This window comes from Pseudomonas sp. KCJK8993, assembly GCF_046230915.1.
GTDB lineage: Bacteria > Pseudomonadota > Gammaproteobacteria > Pseudomonadales > Pseudomonadaceae > Aquipseudomonas > Aquipseudomonas piscis.
The window spans coordinates 12,498-30,854 of the sequence record NZ_JBJJLO010000081.1 but is presented as its reverse complement, the minus strand read 5'-3'; the positions used below and the strand labels follow the sequence as shown (position 1 = coordinate 30,854).

The following is an 18,357-nucleotide window of genomic DNA, read 5'->3' as shown; positions in this document are numbered from 1 at the left end:
TTGCAGTGCATTCCTCAATATCTGCGGAGTCAGGGCCGGTACTTGCACGCCGTCGGCGCTGGTCATCGGCTCGCCAGCCAGCAAGGCATTGATGATCGCCTCTTCCACGGCCTCGGCGGCAGCGCTGAACAGCGGCGAAATGTGATCGTTGTTGAGCATTGCCAGCGCAGAAGTGAAGCCCAGGTCCTTGCGTGCGTAGTCCGCCGTCGGCAGGTCCCGGTTTCCCGTGGCAAAGGCCAGGAAGATATCGCCGCTGGAATCCTCGGTCCCCCCACCGGTCCGGGCGATACCGACGGATGCCCGCTGGGCCAGTCGCTGGCACTGGTGCGGCAACAGCGGTGCATCGGTGGCCAGGATCACCACGATCGAGCCCATGCCCGGGGTACCGCGCTCGGCGAAGGGCGAGACGATATCGCGTAGCTGGCGCCCCACCGGATAACCATCGACTCGCAACTCCTCGCGCTTGCCATGGTTGGCCTGGACCAGCGCGCCGACGGTATAGCCACCCTGCTCCGCCGCCAGACGCCGGGACGCGGTGCCGATCCCGCCCTTGAACTCATGGCAGATCATCCCCGTGCCACCACCGACCGCACCCTCGGCCACCGGTCCGGATTCAGCCTGGGCCAATGCCTCGCGCACCTGCGGCGGTCCCACATGCTGGCCCCAGATATCGTTCAGCAGGCCGTCGAAGGTTTCCATCACCACCGGCATGCACCAGTACACCGCAGGATCGGCCAGTTCCTCACGCTCCAGGGCAATCAGCGCATCACGCACCACGCCCACGCTGTGGGTGTTGGTGATGGCGATCGGCGTGGTCAGGGTGCCGGCCTCGCGGATCCATTCCAGGCCCGTGGCATCCCCATTGCCATTGAGTACATGGCAGCCGGCGAAACACGGCTGCAGGCGCGCATGCCCGGCACGCGGCTGGATCAGCGTAACCCCGGTGCGCACCTGCTTGCCGTCGATCTCGGTCTTGAGGGTGCTGTGGCCGACCCGCACCCCCGGAACATCGGTGATCGCATTGAACGGGCCAGGTGTTCCCAGCCCCAGGCTGATGCCCGCTTGACGTGCTCGCATAACCACTCCTTACAGTTTCTGGAACGCCGGGCTGTACCGGCCATTGGTGCCATAGAGAATCACCGACAGCGCCAGCAAGCCGACGATCACCATGATGTCGCGCAGGGACGCTGCAAGGAACAGGTTGACCAGCAGGTAGCCGGCACCGATCACCGCCAGCAGCGCCGGCAACGGCCACAGCGGCATGCGATAGGGATGCTCGCGATCGCGCAGCAACACGCGGCTCATCAACGCACTGAAGGCCACCACCAGGTACACCAGCATGATCAGCAGCACGCTGAAGGACGTCAGGTCCGCCAGGTTCGAGCTGAAGCTGAGCAGCGCCGAAGGCATCGCCAGGAACAGCGTGGCCAGCCAGGGCGAATCCCAGCGCGGATGGATGCGAGTGAACAGGCGGTTGATGCCTGGCGTCCACAGGGCATCGCGACCGCTGCTGAACACCACCCGGCCGATCTGGATGACGATGGCGACGATGGCGTTGAACACCGAGAGGAAGATCCCGGCGCTGACCACCCGGGCCAGGGTTTCGTTGCCGTGGCTGGTGAGCAGGTAGCCGATCGGGTCGGGGCTGGCGAGCATTTCGCTCAAGGACGGCGCACCGATGAGCAACGCGGTGAGCGGCACCAACTCGATGATCACCACCAGCGCCAGGGACCAGAGCACCGCCTTGTGCACCCCGCGTCCGCCGCACTTCATGTCTTCGGCCAGCAACACCGCCGGACCGAAGCCGTTATAGGAAAACAGGCCGATGCCCACCGCGCCGATCACCAGGGCCCAGGGCGCCAGTTGCAGCACTCCATGGTCGACGATCTGCGGCTGCAGCAGGATGCTCACCGGCTGGCTGGCGTTGCCGAACCCCAGCCAGACGATCACCAGCAACGCCGCCACTTCCAGCAACAGGCAGGTGCCGGTGATCCAGGCATTGAGCTTGATGTTGAGAATCCCCAGCAGGTAGCTGCAGGTGACGATCACCAGGGCCACGGTCTGGGAGTCGTACTGGGTGCCCAGGGCATTGTTCAGGTAAGTGGCGGCCCCCGTGGCCAGTACCGGCGGGATGAACAGCAACATCACCAGCACGGTGAGGAAGGTCGCGTAGCCGGCCAGGCCGCCGAACACCCGCTTGGCATACACATACTCGCCGCCGGCGCTGTTGTGGGCCCGGCCCAGCTCGGCGTAGCAGAAGGCGAACATCAGCGCCAACAGGCCTGCCATGACAAAGGCCAGGAACACCCCGCTGCCGGCCTGGTGGATAGCGAAGGGGGCAATCACGAACACCGAGCTGGCGGGGGTCACGCCAGACACGGTGATGGCCACCACATCGAACACGCTCAAGGTGGGTTTCAGCGCGCCATCGGGCGCGGAGGGAGAGCTCATATCGTTATCCTCGTGCTTATTGTTGGTCTGAGGCAGGAACGAGATTCATCGGGTGGGTGCGCTCTGGGTCGCACTTGACCGCAGCTACTCTAGGCAGTGGGGTGATGGCGACCAATTCCCCTATTGGAGTACTCCCCCTTGACGGCACCCGGTAAATCGACGAAACCGTGCCAGGACACTTGCAACAGACCCGTGGAGTAAAACCTTTGAGTAACCTGTTCAGGGAAGTCGGCCTGCATGCCAGCCTGGGGCGCACCCTCTCGCTAATCGGCCACCCACGCCTGTGGAAGCAGTTGATCCTGCTGTTGCACCAGGCCACGCCGTTCGACAACGCCCTGGCGATCTTCTACCCGGTGGACGGCCCGCCCCGGGCCTTGGAGGAGTACGACGCCGAACCCAGCAGCAAGCCGGCGTCGATGCTCACCTACCTTAATGGCCTGTATCTGCTGGACCCGTTTTTCCAGGCCTGTCGCGAGGGCTATCCCAGCGGCCTGTACCGTCTCGAAGAGGTGGCGCCGGACCACTTTCGCCAGAGCGAGTACTTTCTCAACTACTTTCACGACAACGTGCTGGAGGACGAAGTGCAGTTCATTCTGCAACTGCCTGGGGCCGGCACCCTGTCGCTGTCGCTGGGCAGCCAGCGGTTGTTCAGCAGCGAGGCCATCGGCCAGCTCACCACCTTCGCCGCCTGGGTGCTGCCCCTCATGGAACAGCACTGGCAGCACAGCCAGGCCCGCCCGCAGCTGCCGGCCGCCGAGGAAATGGCCAGCCAGATCCGCGATGCCCTGAGTCATTTCGGCAGTGGCGTGCTGTCGGAGCGGGAACTGGAAATCGCCCGGCTGATCCTGCGCGGGTTTTCCTCCAAGGCCATGGCCGAGCGCCTGAAGATCTCCCCGGACACCATCAAGGTCCACCGCCGACACCTGTACGCCAAGCTGGACATCTCCAGCCAGCCGGAGCTGTTCTCGCTGTTCATCCAGTCCCTGGGGCACGACCTGGAAAACCCCTGAGCCCGTGCGCGACCTGCGACAGCGGCTACACGCAGCACGAACCTGTAGCCATCGCGAAGCTGCGACAAGGCCCGCAGGGCCTTCAACGATCACGCCACCCCACCAACCTCACGGCGGCTAAACGCTCTCAGGCATTCAATGAACGCGCACGGAAATCCCGGGGCGACTGTTCGAAGTGTTTCTTGAAGGTGCGGCTGAAATGCGCCGAATCGGTAAAGCCCCATTTGAAGGCGATATCGGTGATCGATTCGTTGCGCAGGTGTGGGTTGCTCAAATCCGCCGCACTGCGCTTGAGCCGTGAACGCTGGATGAAACGACAGACGCTGTCGCCCTGCTCCTCGAACAGCCGGTACAACTGGCGTACCGAAATGTTCAACTGGCCGGCCAGGGCCACCGGGGTCAGCCCCGGCTCGTTGAGCGATTGCTGGATCAGTTGCCGGGCCTGGTCGCGCAGGCACTGGCCATGCAGGACTTCATCGTGGCCGGCAAGGCTGTCGGCGGTCTGGCGCCGGGTCGGGCCGAGCAAGGCGATCAGCGCTTCCTGCAAGGCCTGGCCCTCCTGTTGCGCCGCACAGCCGTGCAGGTCGCCGGCGCAGATCTGCTCCACCAGCAAGCGCATCAGGCGGCCGCTGGCGCAATGCTGCGACAACTTGCCGAATTTGCGTTGCTGGGCCGGCAGGTGGCGATAGACCTCCTCCCGGCTCAAGTGGAACGAGGCATGCTCGATCAAGCCATGGGGCACGATTTCACAGGCGCCGGCGGAATCCAGCAAGGCCATGTCGCCAGGCGCCAGCTCGATGCTCTGGCCATCCTGGCTCAGGCGCGCATGGCCGCTGCGCTGGACGATCAGGAAGCAGTGCCGATCGTCGGCCTGGTCGGCGCGGGTGTCTTGCCGGGAAATCAGCCCGGCGTTGGTGCGGATCTGCGCCACCTCCAGCCCGGCATAGTCCCGCAAGCCCACTTCGCCGATGAACAGCGCGGGGTTGTGCGCCGGGCGGGCATCGAAACGGCCGCAAATGCCCTGCAGGGCGCCCAGCCAGGAACTGAAACTTTGGGAAGCAAGCACTGTGCACCTCCAGGAGCCGGTTCGGGCCGCCATTGTTTTTATGGCGATATCATTAACATGTTATCTATTTACCAGGCAAGGCGCCTGGCAGCAGGGATAACCTGTCACGGCTCAAGCAGAAGCTGGGCCAGCGGACGCCTCAGTAATCCGCCAGCAAGCGCTGCAGATGAGCGAAGCTGTCCAGCAGCGCCTCTCGTTGCACAGCATTCAAGCGGATATAGCGACGCATGCCCGGCAGGCGATTGACCACCTCGCTGGCGCCGAAGTGCTCCAGGCGTACCTGCCAGCCCTGGTCATCGCGGTGCAGCTCCAAGCGCTTGAAATCCAGGGGCAGCAACTCGGCCAGCAGCTGTGGGTCCTGGCACAGGCGCTGGATCAAGGGCGCCCAGTCGGCCTGCTCGCCGTCACGCACGCGAGCAGTGAGCCCCTGGCGGCGGATCGCCCCGGTATGGCGCAAGCTGATGCGCGCGCGCCCCGGGCCGGCAGCGGGCACCCGCAGCTGCCATTGGCACACCACGATATGCATCAGGAACTGCGCCTGGGCGCACTCGGCCACGTCGAACTCCAGGTCGCGCCGGGGGCAATGAAAACGCCCCCGGGCTGCGTCCTGGCCGACATAGCCGAGCCCCACCAAGTCCCGGCGCAACTGACCCAGGGTCAGCCCCGGGCGGTAACCCGAGGGCGGCCGGTGCCACAGTTCAAAGAGGTTTTGTCGCCAGCTTGAAAGGTTCATCGGCCACCTCCTGCCGAGAGTTCGGGAGATCTTCCGGGGCCAGGCCCAGGGCCTGTTCCAGCACCTCTTCCACCGGTACCGGGCGGAACGGATTGACCTTCTGCACCACCAGGGTCCAGACCAGCGCATACGCCGCGGTCAGACCCAGCATGCTGCCGAACGGCACGTAGATGTCCCTCGGGTTCATCCCCGGTGGAGTGATGAACCACATGCCCAGCAGGATGCCCACCGAAGAGAGGATCTGCGGCAGCGGGAACCAGGGCGACTTGTAGGGCCGTGGCAGGTCCGGCCGGCGAATGCGCAGCATCACCACCGCCAGTGTGACCAACAGATACGCCGTGCTCCAGGCGCAGACCGCCGCCAGCACCAGGTGCATGATGCTGTCGGTGCTGCCGCCCAGCCACCAGGCGTGCAGGCAAGGAATCAGCACCGCCACGGCGATGCACAGCAGCGGCGTCTTGAAGCGCGGGTGCAGGTAGGTGAAGACCTTCGGCAAGGCGCCGTCCTGGGCCATGCCATAGAGGATGCGCGGCAACCCGGCCATCAGCGTATTGATGGTGGCGGCACCGGCGAACAGCAGGCCGATCCCCAGCCAGATACGCCCGAACGGGCCCATGACCTGCTCGGCGAAATGCGGGATGGCCATGGGTGTCTCCAGCAGGTGGACGCTGCCATCCTCGCTCAGGGCGACGTTGGCCACCTGGCGCTTCATCGCCGCGCCATAGATGAACATGCACACCGCCACCCCCACCAACCCCAGGGCCATGGCCCGGGGAATGGTCCGCGCGGCCTGGCGTACGTCCGGGGTCAGGGGCGTGACGAACTCGCAGCCGACGAACATGAACATCGCCATGCCCACCAGGGACAGGATAGTGGGCAGGTCGGTGCCCACCGTGGAAGCCCCGAACCAGCCATCGAGCTGCACCGCCGGGGCCTTGAGCACGCCCAGTACGCCGAAGATGATCAGGGTGCTCCACATGCCGAAGGTCAGGATCACCTCGGCACGGCTGAAGGCCGTGATCCCCACGGCGTTGAGCAGGCCGAAGAACAGCACCAGCCCCACCCCCACCAGCCAGGCGCTGCCGCTCTGCTCCAGCAGGGTATTGAGGGACTCGAAGTTGACCAGGGCCATGACCCCGCTGAGGATGGTTTCCGCGGTGCCGGCGAACACGTGGACGATCAGGTAGGCCGACAAGGTGCCGGTGATGGCGAAGAATCGCCCCAGGCCGCAGGCCAGGTAGTCATAGACCGAACCGTTGGTGGGCAACAGGCAGGCCGCCTCGGCGAAGGTGGTGGACTGCGCCAGCATCATCAGCAGGGCGATCGCCATGGCCGCGGCGAAGGCCCCGCCGCCGATGCCGAAACCGGTGGTGGCGGTGAGGATCACCGGGCTGGCCATGATCAGGCCCACGGCACTGGCCAGGGCCGTGGGAAAACCGACGACACCCTGGTGCAGGTGCCGGTTGAGTCTGTCGTTGAGCGACATGCTGGTAAACCTCGAAAGCAGGGATTGATGATTGTTGTTCTAGGCATTTCAAGGACACGCGTGGCCGCCATGCTCGGCTGTCTGGCGCAGCCTGGAGTCGTCCCGCAGGGCTGGCCTGCGGGACCTGGCTCAATAGGCGATGCACACCGACTTGTTCTCGGTATAAGCCTCGATGGCCGCATGGCCCATCTCGCGGCCGAGGCCGGACTGCTTGTAGCCACCGAAGGGCATCGAGGGGTCGAGCATGTTGTGGGTGTTGACCCAGACGGTGCCGGCCTTGATCTGCGGGATCAATTGCATGACCTGCCCCAGGTCGTTGGACCAGATGCTCGCGCCCAGGCCGTACGGGTTGTCGTTGGCCAGCGCCACCACCTCTTCCAGGGTGTCGAAAGGCATGGCGACCACCACCGGACCGAAGATTTCCTCGCGCACCAACTGCTGCCCGGCCTGCACATCGGCCACCACCGTGGGCCGCACGTAGAAGCCACGCTCGCCGAAGGCCACGCCGCCGCACAGCAGCCGCGCGCCCTCCTCGACTCCGCGCTCGACCATCTGCAGCACCCGGCGCTGCTGCTTGGCCGAGATCAACGGGTTGATCTGCGCTTGCTCGTCCAGGCCCGGGCCGATGCTCAGCGAGCCGGCAATCGCCACCAGCCGGTCGAGCACCTGCTGATAGATGCCGCGCTGGATGTACAGCCGCGAACCGGCGGTGCACACCTGGCCCTGGTTGAAGAAGATCGCCGCGCTGGCGCCAGCGGCGGCGGTGTCCGGATCGCAATCATCGAGCACGATCACCGGCGATTTGCCGCCCAGCTCCAGGGAAAATCGGGTCATGTTGTCCACCGCCGCATGACCGATCAGCTTACCCACCTGGGTCGAGCCGGTGAAGGCCAGCTTGTCGATGCCCGGATGGGCCGCCAAGGCCGCCCCGGCCCCGGCACCAGTGCCGGTCACCACGTTGACCACCCCGGGGGCGATGCCCGCCTCCAGGCACAGCTGGCCCAGGCGCAGCGCGGTGAGCGGGGTCTCGTCCGCCGGCTTGAGCACCACGGTGCAACCGCAGGCCAGGGCCGGGACGATCTTCCAGATGGCCATCAACAGCGGGAAGTTCCACGGCACGATGGCCCCCACCACGCCCACCGGCTCCGGCACCGTGTAGGCCCGGTACTGCGCGCCGGGCACCGCGGCAATGGACACATCCAGGCTCTTGCCCTCGATCTTGGTCGCCCAACCGGCCATGTAGCGGGTGAACTCCGCCGCCGCGCCCACTTCCAGGGCCCGGGCCAGGTGGATCGACTGGCCGTTGTTGAGGGTTTCCAGTTGCGCCAGCTCCTCGCCATTGGCTTCCAGCACATCCGCCAGCTTCAACAACAGGCGTTCGCGATCGGCCGGGCGCAGCGTCTTCCATTCTCCCTCGAAGGCCCGGCGCGCGGCCCCCACCGCCAGGTCGATGTCGGCCTGGGCGGCCATGGCCACTTCGGTCAATTGCTCGCCGGTGGCCGGGTTATGGACCGGCATCCGCGCCCCGGAGAGCGCCGGGCGGTTCTGGCCGTCGATCAGCAGGCCGTGCTGGCTGTCTATGAATGCGGCGACACGTGGGTCGATGGCAACGCTCATCGTCAATCCTCCTGGTTGTACCTGTCGACCGAGACTCTGAGCCCAAAGCCCGATGCCGTCTTGATCCTGGCTGCCGCAAAACTTGGCGCTGGCTGCCAGGCTCGGCAGCCTCGACAAACACCTGGCAGCCTGGGTCAAATGCCCTGGCACACAGAGGCAAGCAACACGTCGGCCAATCGCGCCCTAATGGCCCCACGCTGTTCGAGCCCTATCAGGAGATCCAACGTGAGCCAAGCAAGCCATTTCTGGCATCCCATGCTGCACCCCAACGAGATGAAGCAACGCGAACCGATCCGCATCGTGCGCGGCGATGGCTGCTATGTGTACGACGACCAGGGCCGTCAACTGGTGGATGGCGTGGCCGGGTTGTGGAACGTCAACGTTGGCCACAACCGCAAGGAAGTGAAGGCGGCCATCACCGCCCAGCTCGATGAGCTGGAGTACTTCCAGCTGTTCGACGGGGTCAGCCATCCCCGCGCCGAGGAACTGTCGCGGGTCTTGATGAACCTGCTGGAGCCTGAAGACATGCGCCGCGTGGCCTTCAGCTCGGGCGGCTCGGACGCCATCGAAAGCGCCCTGAAGCTGGCTCGCCAGTACTGGAAGCTGGAGGGCCAGGCCGATCGCACCAAGTTCATTTCCCTGCGCCAGGGCTACCACGGCACCCACTTCGGTGGCGCCTCGGTCAACGGCAATACGGTGTTCCGGCGCAACTACGAGCCGCTGCTGCCCGGCTGCTACCACATCGACACTCCGTGGCTGTACCGCAACCCCTACAGCCAGGACCCAGAGGAGCTGGGCAAGATCTGCGCCGACCTGCTGGAGCGGGAAATCCAGTTCCAGAGCCCGGACACCGTGGCGGCCTTCATCGCCGAGCCGATCCAGGGCGCGGGCGGGGTCATCGTGCCGCCGGCCAACTACTGGCCATTGATCCGCGAGGTTTGCGACAAGTACGGCGTGCTGTTGATCGCCGACGAAGTGGTCACCGGCTTCGGCCGCAGCGGTTCAATGTTCGGTAGCCGCTTGTGGGGGGTCAAGCCCGACATCATGTGCCTGGCCAAGGGCATCACCTCGGGTTACATCCCCCTGGGCGCCACCGTGGTCAACCGGCGGATCGAGGAAGCGTTCGAGAAGAACGGCAACTTCACCGGCGCCATCATGCACGGCTACACCTACGCCGGGCATCCGGTGGCCTGCGCCGCGGCCCTGGCCTGCCTGGACATCGTGGTCAAGGAAGACCTGCCGGCCAACGCGGCGAAGATGGGCGACTACCTGCTGGCCAAACTGCAGCCGTTCGTCGAACGCTTCGACAGCGTTGGCGAGGTGCGTGGCCAGGGCCTGATGGTGGCCCTGGACCTGGTGGCCGACAAGAGCACCCGCGAGCCCATCGACCCCACCAGCGGCTACGCCAACCAGGTGGCGCAGATCGCCCGGGAACACGGGGTCATGGTGCGCCCGGTGGGCACCAAGATCATTCTCTCGCCGCCGCTGGTGATCCAGCCGGCGCAGGTGGATGTCATCGTCGACGCCCTCGCCCAGGGCCTGAGCCAGGCCCGGCGCTGACCGGCCCACCGGCGCGGCCCGCGTTCGCGGCGGGCTGCGCCGGCACTCTCCAATGGCCGGCCGCCATCGCGCGGCCCGCTACCTGCGCCAGCCCCGAGCCCCTGCCCAGCGGGCAGCCAGGAGTCTTCCATGAACGCAGTCGCCATGCCCCATGAACTGGGCCAACGCTGCATCGCCGCCTTCACCCGGGTAGTGCCCGCCACCCTCTGCGCCTTCTACCGCATCGACCCACAACTGCAAGCACAAGACTTCGCGCTGTACCGCATGCCCGAGCAAATGCACCAGGCCTACTTGCAACGCTATCGGCGCTACGACCCGCTGCAACCACAGCTGTGCGCGGCCGCCGGGCGCCCGGTGCTGTCGCTGCACATGGGCATGGCCCGCCAGGATCGTCACGACACCCTGGTGTACCAGGGCTTCCTGCAGCGCCACGGAGTGCTGGATGTGGTGGAGATCCTGGCCTGCGACAAACAGCGGCCTATCGCCGGGCTTTCGCTGCTACGCGACGCCAGCCTGGGGCGCTTCAGCAACGATGAGCTGACCACCCTGCAAGCCTTGCAGGGGCTGCTGGAAATCGCCGCCCGGGCCCCCTGCCCCGAGGCCGACCCGCGCTTGGCCGGGCTGACGCCCCGGGAGCGGGAAATCGCCTGGCTGCTGCGCGACGGCGCGGACAACAAGACCATCGCCCGGCGCCTGGACCTGGGCCTGCCCACGGTCAAGACCCACTTGATCAACCTGTTCCGCAAGGTCGGAGCGGGCAACCGCACTGAACTGGTGAGCACGCTGTTCCTCTGAAACAGACCCAGCTCAACCATCCGGTTGATGGGCAGGCGCCGCACCAGGCCCGAACATGCAGCTCTACGACAACGCACAAGAGCCTTGCCATGAACCTGCAACCTGAATGGATCACCGTCGGCGCCCTGGCCGATGGGTTTGCCGGCGACAACCATATCCTCCCCGCCCGCGACGACTTGGCCGGGCGCCACCTGACCCTGCACTTCGACAACGGCTGGCAGATCGAGCATCGCTTCGGCGCCGCCACCCTGAGCTGGAACAACGTCGGCGAAACCGCCAGCGAGGCACTGGCCTACCGCGCCACCTCCGTGCGCCCCGGCCTGTACCTGGTGGACTTTCTCAAGCAGGACCAGGGCGCCACCCATTCGGTGAGCCTGGTCCTGGACCTCGAACGCCAGTGCTTCACCGCGGTCCTCGGGCAGATGCCCAGCCGTGAAGAAACCCGTACTGATCTGTTCAGCCGGGCCCTGGCCGGCGGCGAGCTGACCAGCGTCAAGGCGCAGTTCCTGCACGGCGCCATCGACCGCCCGTGCACCGCCGACACGCCCCGGCACGCCCCCACGGAGGAACTGGTCGGCCTGCGCAACCAGTACGTCTACAGCGCCAGCGAGGCCTACGAACACGTCTACCTCAATGCCGATTTCTACAGCTGGCAGTGCCTCAAGGGCGTCGAGCAAGGGCTGGCGGACACCGACCGCTGCCACTACTACAAGGTCGCCGAGCAGCTGTACCTGTTCGTCTGGCGGGAAAAGATCGTCCCGACCCTGGGCCTGGTGCTGATCGACCTCGCAGCCGGACGCAGCGACGGCAAGATCTTCGGCTACCAGGGCGCGGACTTCGAAAGCTTCGCCAACTTCCCGGTGGGCGCCCTGGCCCGGGTGCTCAATCGCACCAGCCATTGCTGAGCCTTTGCCGCCGCACACTTTTCACAGGAGCTTGCCATGACCCTGGGACTCGACCTGCAACGCGTCGCCGACCGCTACCAGAGCGAACTGCAATTGTTTGCCGAGCGCCATCCGCGCTCCGGCGCCTTCTACCGCCAGAACCTCGAGCATTGGCTCTACGGCGCCCCGTTGCACTGGATGCAGCAATGGCCCGGCTCGTATCCGATCATGGTGGCCGATGCCCAGGGCGCGACCCTGACCGACTGCGACGGCCAGCAGTACGCCGACTTCGCCCTGGGCGACACCGGGGCCATGTTCGGCCATGCCCAACCCGCGGTGGCCGCAGCCATCGCCAAGCAAGCGCGACATGGCTCGACCCTGATGCTGCCCACCGCCGACAGCCTGTGGGTCGGCCAGGAGCTGAGCCGGCGCTTCAAGCTGCCCTATTGGCAGGTCACCACCTCGGCCACCGATGCCAATCGCTTCGTCTTGCGCCTGTGCCGGATGATCACCGGCCGGCAGAAAGTGCTGGTGTTCAACTGCAACTATCACGGCAGCGTCGACGAGTCCCAAGTGGAGTTCGATGCCGGCGGCCAGATGATTCCCCGCGAAGGCGTGCATGCCAACGGCCTGCATCACCAGGCCACCACCCGCCTGGTGGAGTTCAACGACCTGCCGGCCCTGGAGGCGGCCCTGGCCCATGGCGACGTGGCCGCGGTCCTCACCGAACCCTTCATGACCAACGTCGGCATGGTGCCGCCGGCGCCGGGCTTCCATGACGGCCTGCGGCAACTGACCCGGCGCTACGACGTGCCGCTGATCATCGACGAAACCCATACCCTGTCCTGCGGACCTGGCGGCTACTGCGGCGAGCATGGCCTGGAAGCGGACTTTTTCGTCCTCGGCAAGTGCATCGCCGGGGGCATTCCCACCGCGGTCTGGGGCGCCAGCCAGGCCATGGCCGAACGAATCTGGCAGGTCCTGCCGCACTTTGCGCCGGGCCAGGCGATCAACCACTTCGGCTTCGGCGGTACCCTGGCCGGCAACGCCCTGCAGATGGCCGCCATGCGCGCCACCTTCAGCGAGGTGATGAACGAGGCCAACTACCAACGCATGTTCCAGCTAGCCGAACGCCTGCGGGCCGGGGTCGAGGCGATCATCCAGCGCCACCGCCTGCCCTGGCACGTGACCCGCATCGGCGCCCGGGTCGAGTACCTGTTCATGCCCCATGCCCCGCGCAATGGCGGCGAAGCCCACCATGCGCGGCACGGGCTGATCGAGGCCTACCTGCACCTGTACCTGCTCAATCGCGGGGTGCTGCTGACGCCGTTCCACAACATGGCCCTGCTGTGTCCCAGCGCCAGCGAGGAACAGGTGGACCTGCACAACCGCCTGCTGGACCAGTGCCTGGCCCAGGTCCTGCCGGGAGCAGGTTCATGAGCGGCGCACAAGCAGGACGCATCGCCCTGGTCACCGGCTCCGGCCAGGGCATCGGCCGGGCCATCGCCCAGCTGTTCGCCGCCCAGGGCGCCAGGGTGATGCTGGCCACCCGCGGCGCCGCCGCCGGCGCCGAGACCCTGCGCCTGATCCGCGAGGCCGGCGGCTGCGCCGAGCTGCTGGCCATCGACCTGGGTACCCGAGCCGCCGCCGAGCAGGCCGTGGCCGCTACCGAACAGGCCTTCGGCGGCCTCGACCTGCTGCTGCACAACGCCGGGATCTTCCCCCAGCAGCGGCTCGCCGAACTGGAGGACGCGACCCTGGACAGCACCCTGGCGGTCAATCTCAAGAGCTGCTTCTGGCTGGCCCGGGCCGCCCTGCCGGCGCTGCGCCGGGCCCAGGACCCGCGGATCGTCGTGACCTCCTCGGTCACCGGGCCGCGCACGGCGATTCCCGGGCTGGCCCACTACGCGGCGTCCAAGGCCGGGGTCAACGGGTTCATCCGCGCCGCGGCGCTGGAACTGGCGGAATACGGGATCACGGTCAATGGCGTCGAGCCGGGGTTGATCGCCACCCAGGCCACCGACAACCTGGGCGATGCCGGTGCCCTGGCCAGACACATTCCGCTCAAGCGCCTGGGCGCGCCCCAGGACATCGCCTGGGCCATGGCTTTCCTGGCCTCCCGGCAGGCCGGCTACATCACCGGGCAGACCCTGGTGGTGGATGGCGGTGCCGTGCTTGCGGAGAACACCCAGATCTAGCAGGACGTTGAACAACTATCTGCGTGGCCATCGCGGCGTTAAAAACAAGCCGGTGCGCCAGCCCGGTCAAAATGCTCATTTAGCACGCGTAAACTGCGCTTTTTCGCCTGTTTTGCCTTGCGTTGGCTGACTCGCCTAGGTTTTTTCAACGGCCTGTTAGCGGCTTGGGTTGTCAGTTGCCGCTGCGGACCTTGTTCCACAAACGGGTGCGGAGCCGGTCGATATCCAGCGGCATGGCCTGCAAGGCGAACAGCTTGTCCATCATCGCCGGGCTCGGGTAGATCTTGGGGTCGCCCTTGATCGCCGGATCGACCCGGCTGTCAGCCTGCTGGTTGCCATTGGCGTAGTGCACATGGTTGCTGATATCGGCCATCACCTCGGGACGCAGTAGGTAGTCCATGTAGGCGTAGCCGGCCTGCTCGTCCGGGGCGTCCACCGGCATGGCCACCATGTCGAACCACAGCGGCGAGCCCTCCCGGGGAATCGAGTAACCGATCTGGATACCGTTGCCGGCCTCCTTGGCGCGGCTTTCGGCCTGCAGGATGTCACCGGAAAAGCCCACTGCCACGCAGATGTTGCCGTTGGCCAAGTCGCTGGTGTACTTCGAGGAATGGAAATAGCTCACATAAGGCCGGACCTTCATCAACAAGGCTTCGGCTTTTTTGTAGTCCGCCGGATTCTTGCTGTGGTGCGCCAGCCCCAGGTAGTTCAGGGCTGCCGGTATCAGTTCCGGGCCGTTATCCAGGATCGCCACCCCGCACTTCTGCAACTGCTGCATGTACTCGGGCTTGAAGATCAGGTCCCAGGAATCCAATGGTGCATCGTCCCCGAGCACTGCCTTGACCTTGGCCACGTTGTAGCCGATGCCGGTGGTGCCCCACAGGTAGGGGAAGCCGTACTGGTTGCCCGGGTCATTGACCTCAAGGGCCTTGAGCAGCACCGGGTTGAGGTTCTGCCAGTTGGACAATCGGGTCTTGTCGAGCTTCTTCAGGGCCCCGCCCTGGATCTGCCGGGCCATGAAGTGGTTGGAAGGAAAGACCACGTCGTAACCGGATTTTCCGGTCATCAACTTTCCGTCCAGGGTTTCGTTGCTGTCATAGACGTCGTAGGTGAAACCGATCCCGGTTGCCTTCTGGAACTGGCGGTTGGTGTCCGGTGCGATGTAGTCGGACCAGTTGTAGATCTTCACCGTATCGGCGGCCTGGGCCAGGGCGGCGGCCAGGCACAACGGGCTCAGTAGCAAAGCGCGAGTCTTGCGGGTCATGGAGCGATACCTGTGGTTGGTTTTGTTATTGGCAGGCAGTTGGCGATCAGAAGATCAGCACGTAGGTCTTGCGCACGGTCTCGAGGATGTCCCAGGTCCCGGTGCTGTTGGCCGGCAACATCAAGGCATCGCCGGCCTGGATGTGCACGGTTGCGCCATTGTCGGGGGTGAAGCTGCAGCGGCCCTGGATGAAGTGGCAGAACTCCTGGGCGACGATCTGCCGCCGCCAGCGTCCTGGCGTGCACTCCCAGATGCCGGTCTCGACCCCGTCGCTGCGCTCCACGGCGGTGACCGAGGTCACGGCCAACGGCTCGCCCAGGGGCACGGCGACCGGAGCCGATTGCTCGAGGATGGCCGTGGCGGTGTTCTTCAATTGCGTGATGCTCATGGTGCTACCTCTGGCTGGAAGCGCCGAGCGCACAGCGCCCGGCAGGTGAAGCCGGGTCAGTGCATGAAGCCTTCCATGAACCCGGCGATCCGGCTGGCCATCCTGCGCCGCCAGGGAGCCGTGGCCGGATTGGCCAGGGTCTGGTCTTCGTGAACGAAGCTTTGAATGATGGCGTTGTAGCCCAGCCAGCGGCAGGGCTCGGGTTCCCAGGCCCGCAGTCGCTCCAGGCCGCCTTCGGGCAGGACCCAGGGCTGGCGTACCAACGGGCTGTCGCGCTCAAGGATCAGCTCGGCCAGGGTCCGGCCGCCCAGGTTGCTGGCCCCTACGCCCTCGCCACCGTAGCCGCCGGCCAGCGCGATGCCCTTGCGGCGGTCGCAGAGCATGTGCGGATGGAACTGGCGCGACATGCCCAGGTTGCCGCCCCAGGCATGGGTGATGCGCACGTTCTTGAGTTGTGGAAACAGCTCGCCGAACAGGTAGCGGCGCAGGTGCACTTCGTCCTCGCTCAGGCTGAAGTCGTGGCGCAGCTTGCCAGCGAACCGATAACCGCCCCGGGCGCCGAACACCAGGCGGTCGTCCAGGGTGCGCTGGCCGTAGGTGACCTGGCGACTGCCCTCGCTGAAGGCCTGGCCCTGGCTCAGGCCGATCTCGTCCCAGGTGGACTGGGGCAGCGGCTCGGTGGCCACCAGCAGGCTCTGCACCGGCAGTTGGTAGCGCCCCAGGGGCGCCAGGGTCACCGAATAGCCCTCCACCGCCGGTACTATCCAGCGGCTGCGCACCGCCGCCCGTGGAGTCTGCAGGCTGCCGGACTGCCAATGGGTCACCGGGCTGTTCTCGTAGAGCGCCACACCCAGGCGCTCCACTGCCCGGGCCAGGCCGCGCACCAGCCTGGCCGGCTGGATGGTGGCGCAATGGGCTGCCTGGATCGCCCCATAGGCATTGGCCACGCGCAATTGCCCGGCCAGTTGCTCGGGGGTCAGCCAACGGTAGTCGGCCTCACCCAGGCCCTGGTCATGCAGATGCGCCAGGTACTGGCGCAGGCTGGCGTGCTGCTCTGGATAACGGGCCGCGCAATACAGCACGCCACCCTTGCGGTAGTCGCAGACGATGCCCTCACGTTCGATGACGTTGGCCACCTCATCGGGGATGCCATGCAGCAGTTCATAAGAAGGCCGGCGCTGCTCGGCCGGTAGCGGCGCCAGCAGGCGGTCCTCGCCCAGGAGGTTGCCCATCAGCCAGCCGCCATTGCGCCCGGAGGCACCGAAACCGGCGATCTGCGCCTCGAACACGGCGATCTTCAACCCCGGTTCCAGGCGCTTGAGGTAATAGGCGGTCCACAGGCCGGTGTAGCCGGCGCCGATGATCGCCACGTCCAGGTCCTGGTCCCGCTCCAGGGCCGGCCGGGGGGTTAGCGGCTCGTCGAGCTGATCCATCCACAAACTGATATTGCGCCACCCAGGCATGCCAACACTCCGCTAACCGAACCTTCGATGAGCCGATCCTAGTGCCTGGCCTCAGGCGCTGTCTTGTGCCCGTGCACGCAAGGAAATTTCCCGGGCATAGGCCTTGGGGGTCTGGCCGGTGTGCTGGCGAAAGCAGTTGTAGAACGCCGACAGTGAATTGAAACCCGCGGCGAAGGCCAACTCATCGATCCGCACCGGCGGCACGGCCCGCTCCAGGGCCACCAGCACATGTTGCAGGCGCGCCTGGTTCACATAGCGGTAGAAGCTCTGGCCCAGCATCTGGTTGAGCAGGTAGGAAATCTGGTTACGGCTGTAGCCACACTCGCTGGCGACACGTTGCAGGTCCAGCTCCGGGTCCAGGTAAGGCTGCTGGTGCTGGAAATACTGCTCCAGGTCGTCGGCCATGCGCCCCAGCTGGCGCGGCGATAACCCCAGGCGGCTGGCTGCCGGGCGCGGACCGCCGGCAGCCTGGCCCGAGGAAGCTTCGCGCACCAGGGCCGCATATTCGTTGACCCGCCAGATCAGGCCGTCGCGTACGGTGATCGCTTCGCTGGCCCGGAACGACACCAGCCCCTGGCCGCCCCTCAGGGTCACCTGGTACTGGATGAAGGCCGTGTCGCCATCCAGGCGGATGCGGTCGCAGTGCTCCAGGGTCTCGTCCGGTGCCCGCGGCATGCTGGCCTGCACGTATTCGCGCAGGTCGGCCAGGGCCAGCGTGCGATTCTGGAAGAAATCGTTGTATTGGACCTGCGGGTGGTACAGCGCCAGCACCCCATCCAGGTCGCGGTGTTTCCAACACAGGTGGTAGCGCGTCACGGTGTCGCCGGTGACCCGGGTCTGTGACGATGGGTCGTCAGCAACAGACATACATTTCTCGGACAGGAAAAAACGCAGCTTGCCGAACTTGCCCACAGGCGGCAATCGCCACCCCGATAACCGGGACAATCGGTGCGTATGATCATCCAGCACAGACAGGACTGGCATTAAACTTTCATGAACGAACCGCCGAACGGTGGCCAAAAAAACTGCAGGCGGCCATGACCCGGTGCTATTTTCAATACCTCACCCGAGCGGCTCAGCGACGAGCCCTCGTCCTCCCGCGAGCACAAGGAAGCGCTCAATGAATCAAGGTGGGCCACCGATGAACACAGTCTGGGCCAGCAAAGTCACCTTTCCCAACGCCTGCCAGCTGATGCGCTGGCATTTTCATCCCATGGGTTTCGAAGCCAGCATGGATGCGCCTGGCAGCATGATCGCCCGGCTGTTCGACCGCGCCAGCGGCGAAACCATGATCGCCATCGCCGGCATTCCCTGCGCGACGGTGATGAGCGCCGCGGATGTCGAACGAATAATCGAGGCGGTGGAGGATGAGCTGGAGGCTCTCTCGCCCTCCCTGGCCTTCAAGGCCTGACCCCTTCACCCAGGCCCGCCCAACCGGCGGG

17 protein-coding genes are annotated in these 18,357 nt (G+C 65.8%); 7 read left to right on the top strand and 10 right to left on the bottom strand.

Annotation, left to right across the window (positions count from 1 at the left end):
• The coding region (locus ACK6AU_RS22370; RefSeq protein WP_409301429.1) for a P1 family peptidase at nt 1-1,077 on the bottom strand (1,077 nt) is incomplete at its 3' end.
• 9 nt (nt 1,078-1,086) lie between these two features.
• Nucleotides 1,087-2,451 carry an APC family permease gene (locus tag ACK6AU_RS22365; protein ID WP_185698815.1) on the bottom strand — a complete coding sequence of 455 codons (1,365 nt, stop codon included), beginning with the start codon at nt 2,449-2,451 and terminating at the stop codon, nt 1,087-1,089.
• 206 nt (nt 2,452-2,657) lie between these two features.
• Between ACK6AU_RS22365 and ACK6AU_RS22360 the strand changes: the two genes are divergently transcribed.
• Complete coding sequence (locus ACK6AU_RS22360) at nt 2,658-3,461, top strand: helix-turn-helix transcriptional regulator (RefSeq protein WP_185698814.1); 804 nt, start codon at nt 2,658-2,660, stop codon at nt 3,459-3,461.
• A 127-nt stretch (nt 3,462-3,588) separates the two neighbouring features.
• On the opposite strand, the gene feaR is transcribed toward ACK6AU_RS22360, so the two are convergent.
• From feaR to ACK6AU_RS22340, 4 genes are all read right to left on the bottom strand, one after another.
• Nucleotides 3,589-4,527, bottom strand: a complete 939-nt coding sequence (gene feaR, locus ACK6AU_RS22355) for a transcriptional regulator FeaR (RefSeq protein ID WP_409301427.1) — start codon at nt 4,525-4,527, stop codon at nt 3,589-3,591.
• Between the two features lie 139 nt (nt 4,528-4,666).
• Nucleotides 4,667-5,260, bottom strand: coding sequence for a DUF3156 family protein (locus ACK6AU_RS22350; RefSeq protein WP_409301425.1), 594 nt, complete (start codon nt 5,258-5,260; stop codon nt 4,667-4,669).
• Complete coding sequence (locus tag ACK6AU_RS22345; protein ID WP_185698811.1) at nt 5,226-6,746, bottom strand: APC family permease; 1,521 nt, start codon at nt 6,744-6,746, stop codon at nt 5,226-5,228. Before ACK6AU_RS22345 ends, ACK6AU_RS22350 begins: the two co-directional genes overlap by 35 nt.
• Nucleotides 6,747-6,875: 129 nt before the next feature.
• Nucleotides 6,876-8,363: an aldehyde dehydrogenase family protein gene (locus ACK6AU_RS22340; RefSeq protein ID WP_409301423.1), complete on the bottom strand. Its 1,488-nt coding sequence runs from the start codon at nt 8,361-8,363 to the stop codon at nt 6,876-6,878.
• A gap of 225 nt (nt 8,364-8,588) precedes the next feature.
• Between ACK6AU_RS22340 and ACK6AU_RS22335 the strand changes: the two genes are divergently transcribed.
• From ACK6AU_RS22335 to ACK6AU_RS22315, 5 genes are all read left to right on the top strand, one after another.
• On the top strand, nt 8,589-9,923 hold the full coding sequence (locus tag ACK6AU_RS22335; RefSeq protein ID WP_083235972.1) for an aspartate aminotransferase family protein: 1,335 nt from the start codon (nt 8,589-8,591) through the stop codon (nt 9,921-9,923).
• Nucleotides 9,924-10,052: 129 nt separating this feature from the next.
• Nucleotides 10,053-10,718: a helix-turn-helix transcriptional regulator gene (locus tag ACK6AU_RS22330; protein WP_068583425.1), complete on the top strand. Its 666-nt coding sequence runs from the start codon at nt 10,053-10,055 to the stop codon at nt 10,716-10,718.
• 89 nt (nt 10,719-10,807) lie between these two features.
• A complete protein-coding gene (locus ACK6AU_RS22325) occupies nt 10,808-11,623 on the top strand; it encodes a molybdenum cofactor biosynthesis F family protein (RefSeq protein WP_409301420.1) in 816 nt (271 codons plus the stop codon).
• 36 nt (nt 11,624-11,659) lie between these two features.
• A complete protein-coding gene (locus ACK6AU_RS22320) occupies nt 11,660-13,042 on the top strand; it encodes an aspartate aminotransferase family protein (RefSeq protein WP_409301418.1) in 1,383 nt (460 codons plus the stop codon).
• A complete protein-coding gene (locus tag ACK6AU_RS22315) occupies nt 13,039-13,800 on the top strand; it encodes an SDR family oxidoreductase (protein ID WP_409301416.1) in 762 nt (253 codons plus the stop codon). The genes ACK6AU_RS22320 and ACK6AU_RS22315 overlap by 4 nt, the downstream gene beginning before the upstream one ends.
• Nucleotides 13,801-13,972: 172 nt before the next feature.
• Here the strand turns inward: ACK6AU_RS22315 and ACK6AU_RS22310 are convergent, their stop codons facing one another.
• From ACK6AU_RS22310 to ACK6AU_RS22295, 4 genes are read right to left on the bottom strand one after another with little or no spacing between them, the layout of a single operon-like run.
• Nucleotides 13,973-15,064 carry a polyamine ABC transporter substrate-binding protein gene (locus ACK6AU_RS22310; RefSeq protein WP_185698805.1) on the bottom strand — a complete coding sequence of 364 codons (1,092 nt, stop codon included), beginning with the start codon at nt 15,062-15,064 and terminating at the stop codon, nt 13,973-13,975.
• Between the two features lie 46 nt (nt 15,065-15,110).
• Nucleotides 15,111-15,452: a cupin domain-containing protein gene (locus tag ACK6AU_RS22305; protein ID WP_185698804.1), complete on the bottom strand. Its 342-nt coding sequence runs from the start codon at nt 15,450-15,452 to the stop codon at nt 15,111-15,113.
• A 56-nt stretch (nt 15,453-15,508) separates the two neighbouring features.
• Complete coding sequence (locus ACK6AU_RS22300; protein ID WP_409301413.1) at nt 15,509-16,915, bottom strand: NAD(P)/FAD-dependent oxidoreductase; 1,407 nt, start codon at nt 16,913-16,915, stop codon at nt 15,509-15,511.
• A 51-nt stretch (nt 16,916-16,966) separates the two neighbouring features.
• A complete protein-coding gene (locus tag ACK6AU_RS22295) occupies nt 16,967-17,782 on the bottom strand; it encodes a helix-turn-helix domain-containing protein (RefSeq protein WP_409301411.1) in 816 nt (271 codons plus the stop codon).
• Nucleotides 17,783-18,056: 274 nt separating this feature from the next.
• On the opposite strand from ACK6AU_RS22295, the gene ACK6AU_RS22290 reads away from it, so the two are divergent.
• Nucleotides 18,057-18,326 (top strand): DUF1652 domain-containing protein, encoded by a 270-nt coding sequence (locus ACK6AU_RS22290; protein WP_409301409.1) that lies wholly within the window; start codon nt 18,057-18,059, stop codon nt 18,324-18,326.
• The last annotated feature ends 31 nt before the right edge of the window (nt 18,327-18,357 follow it).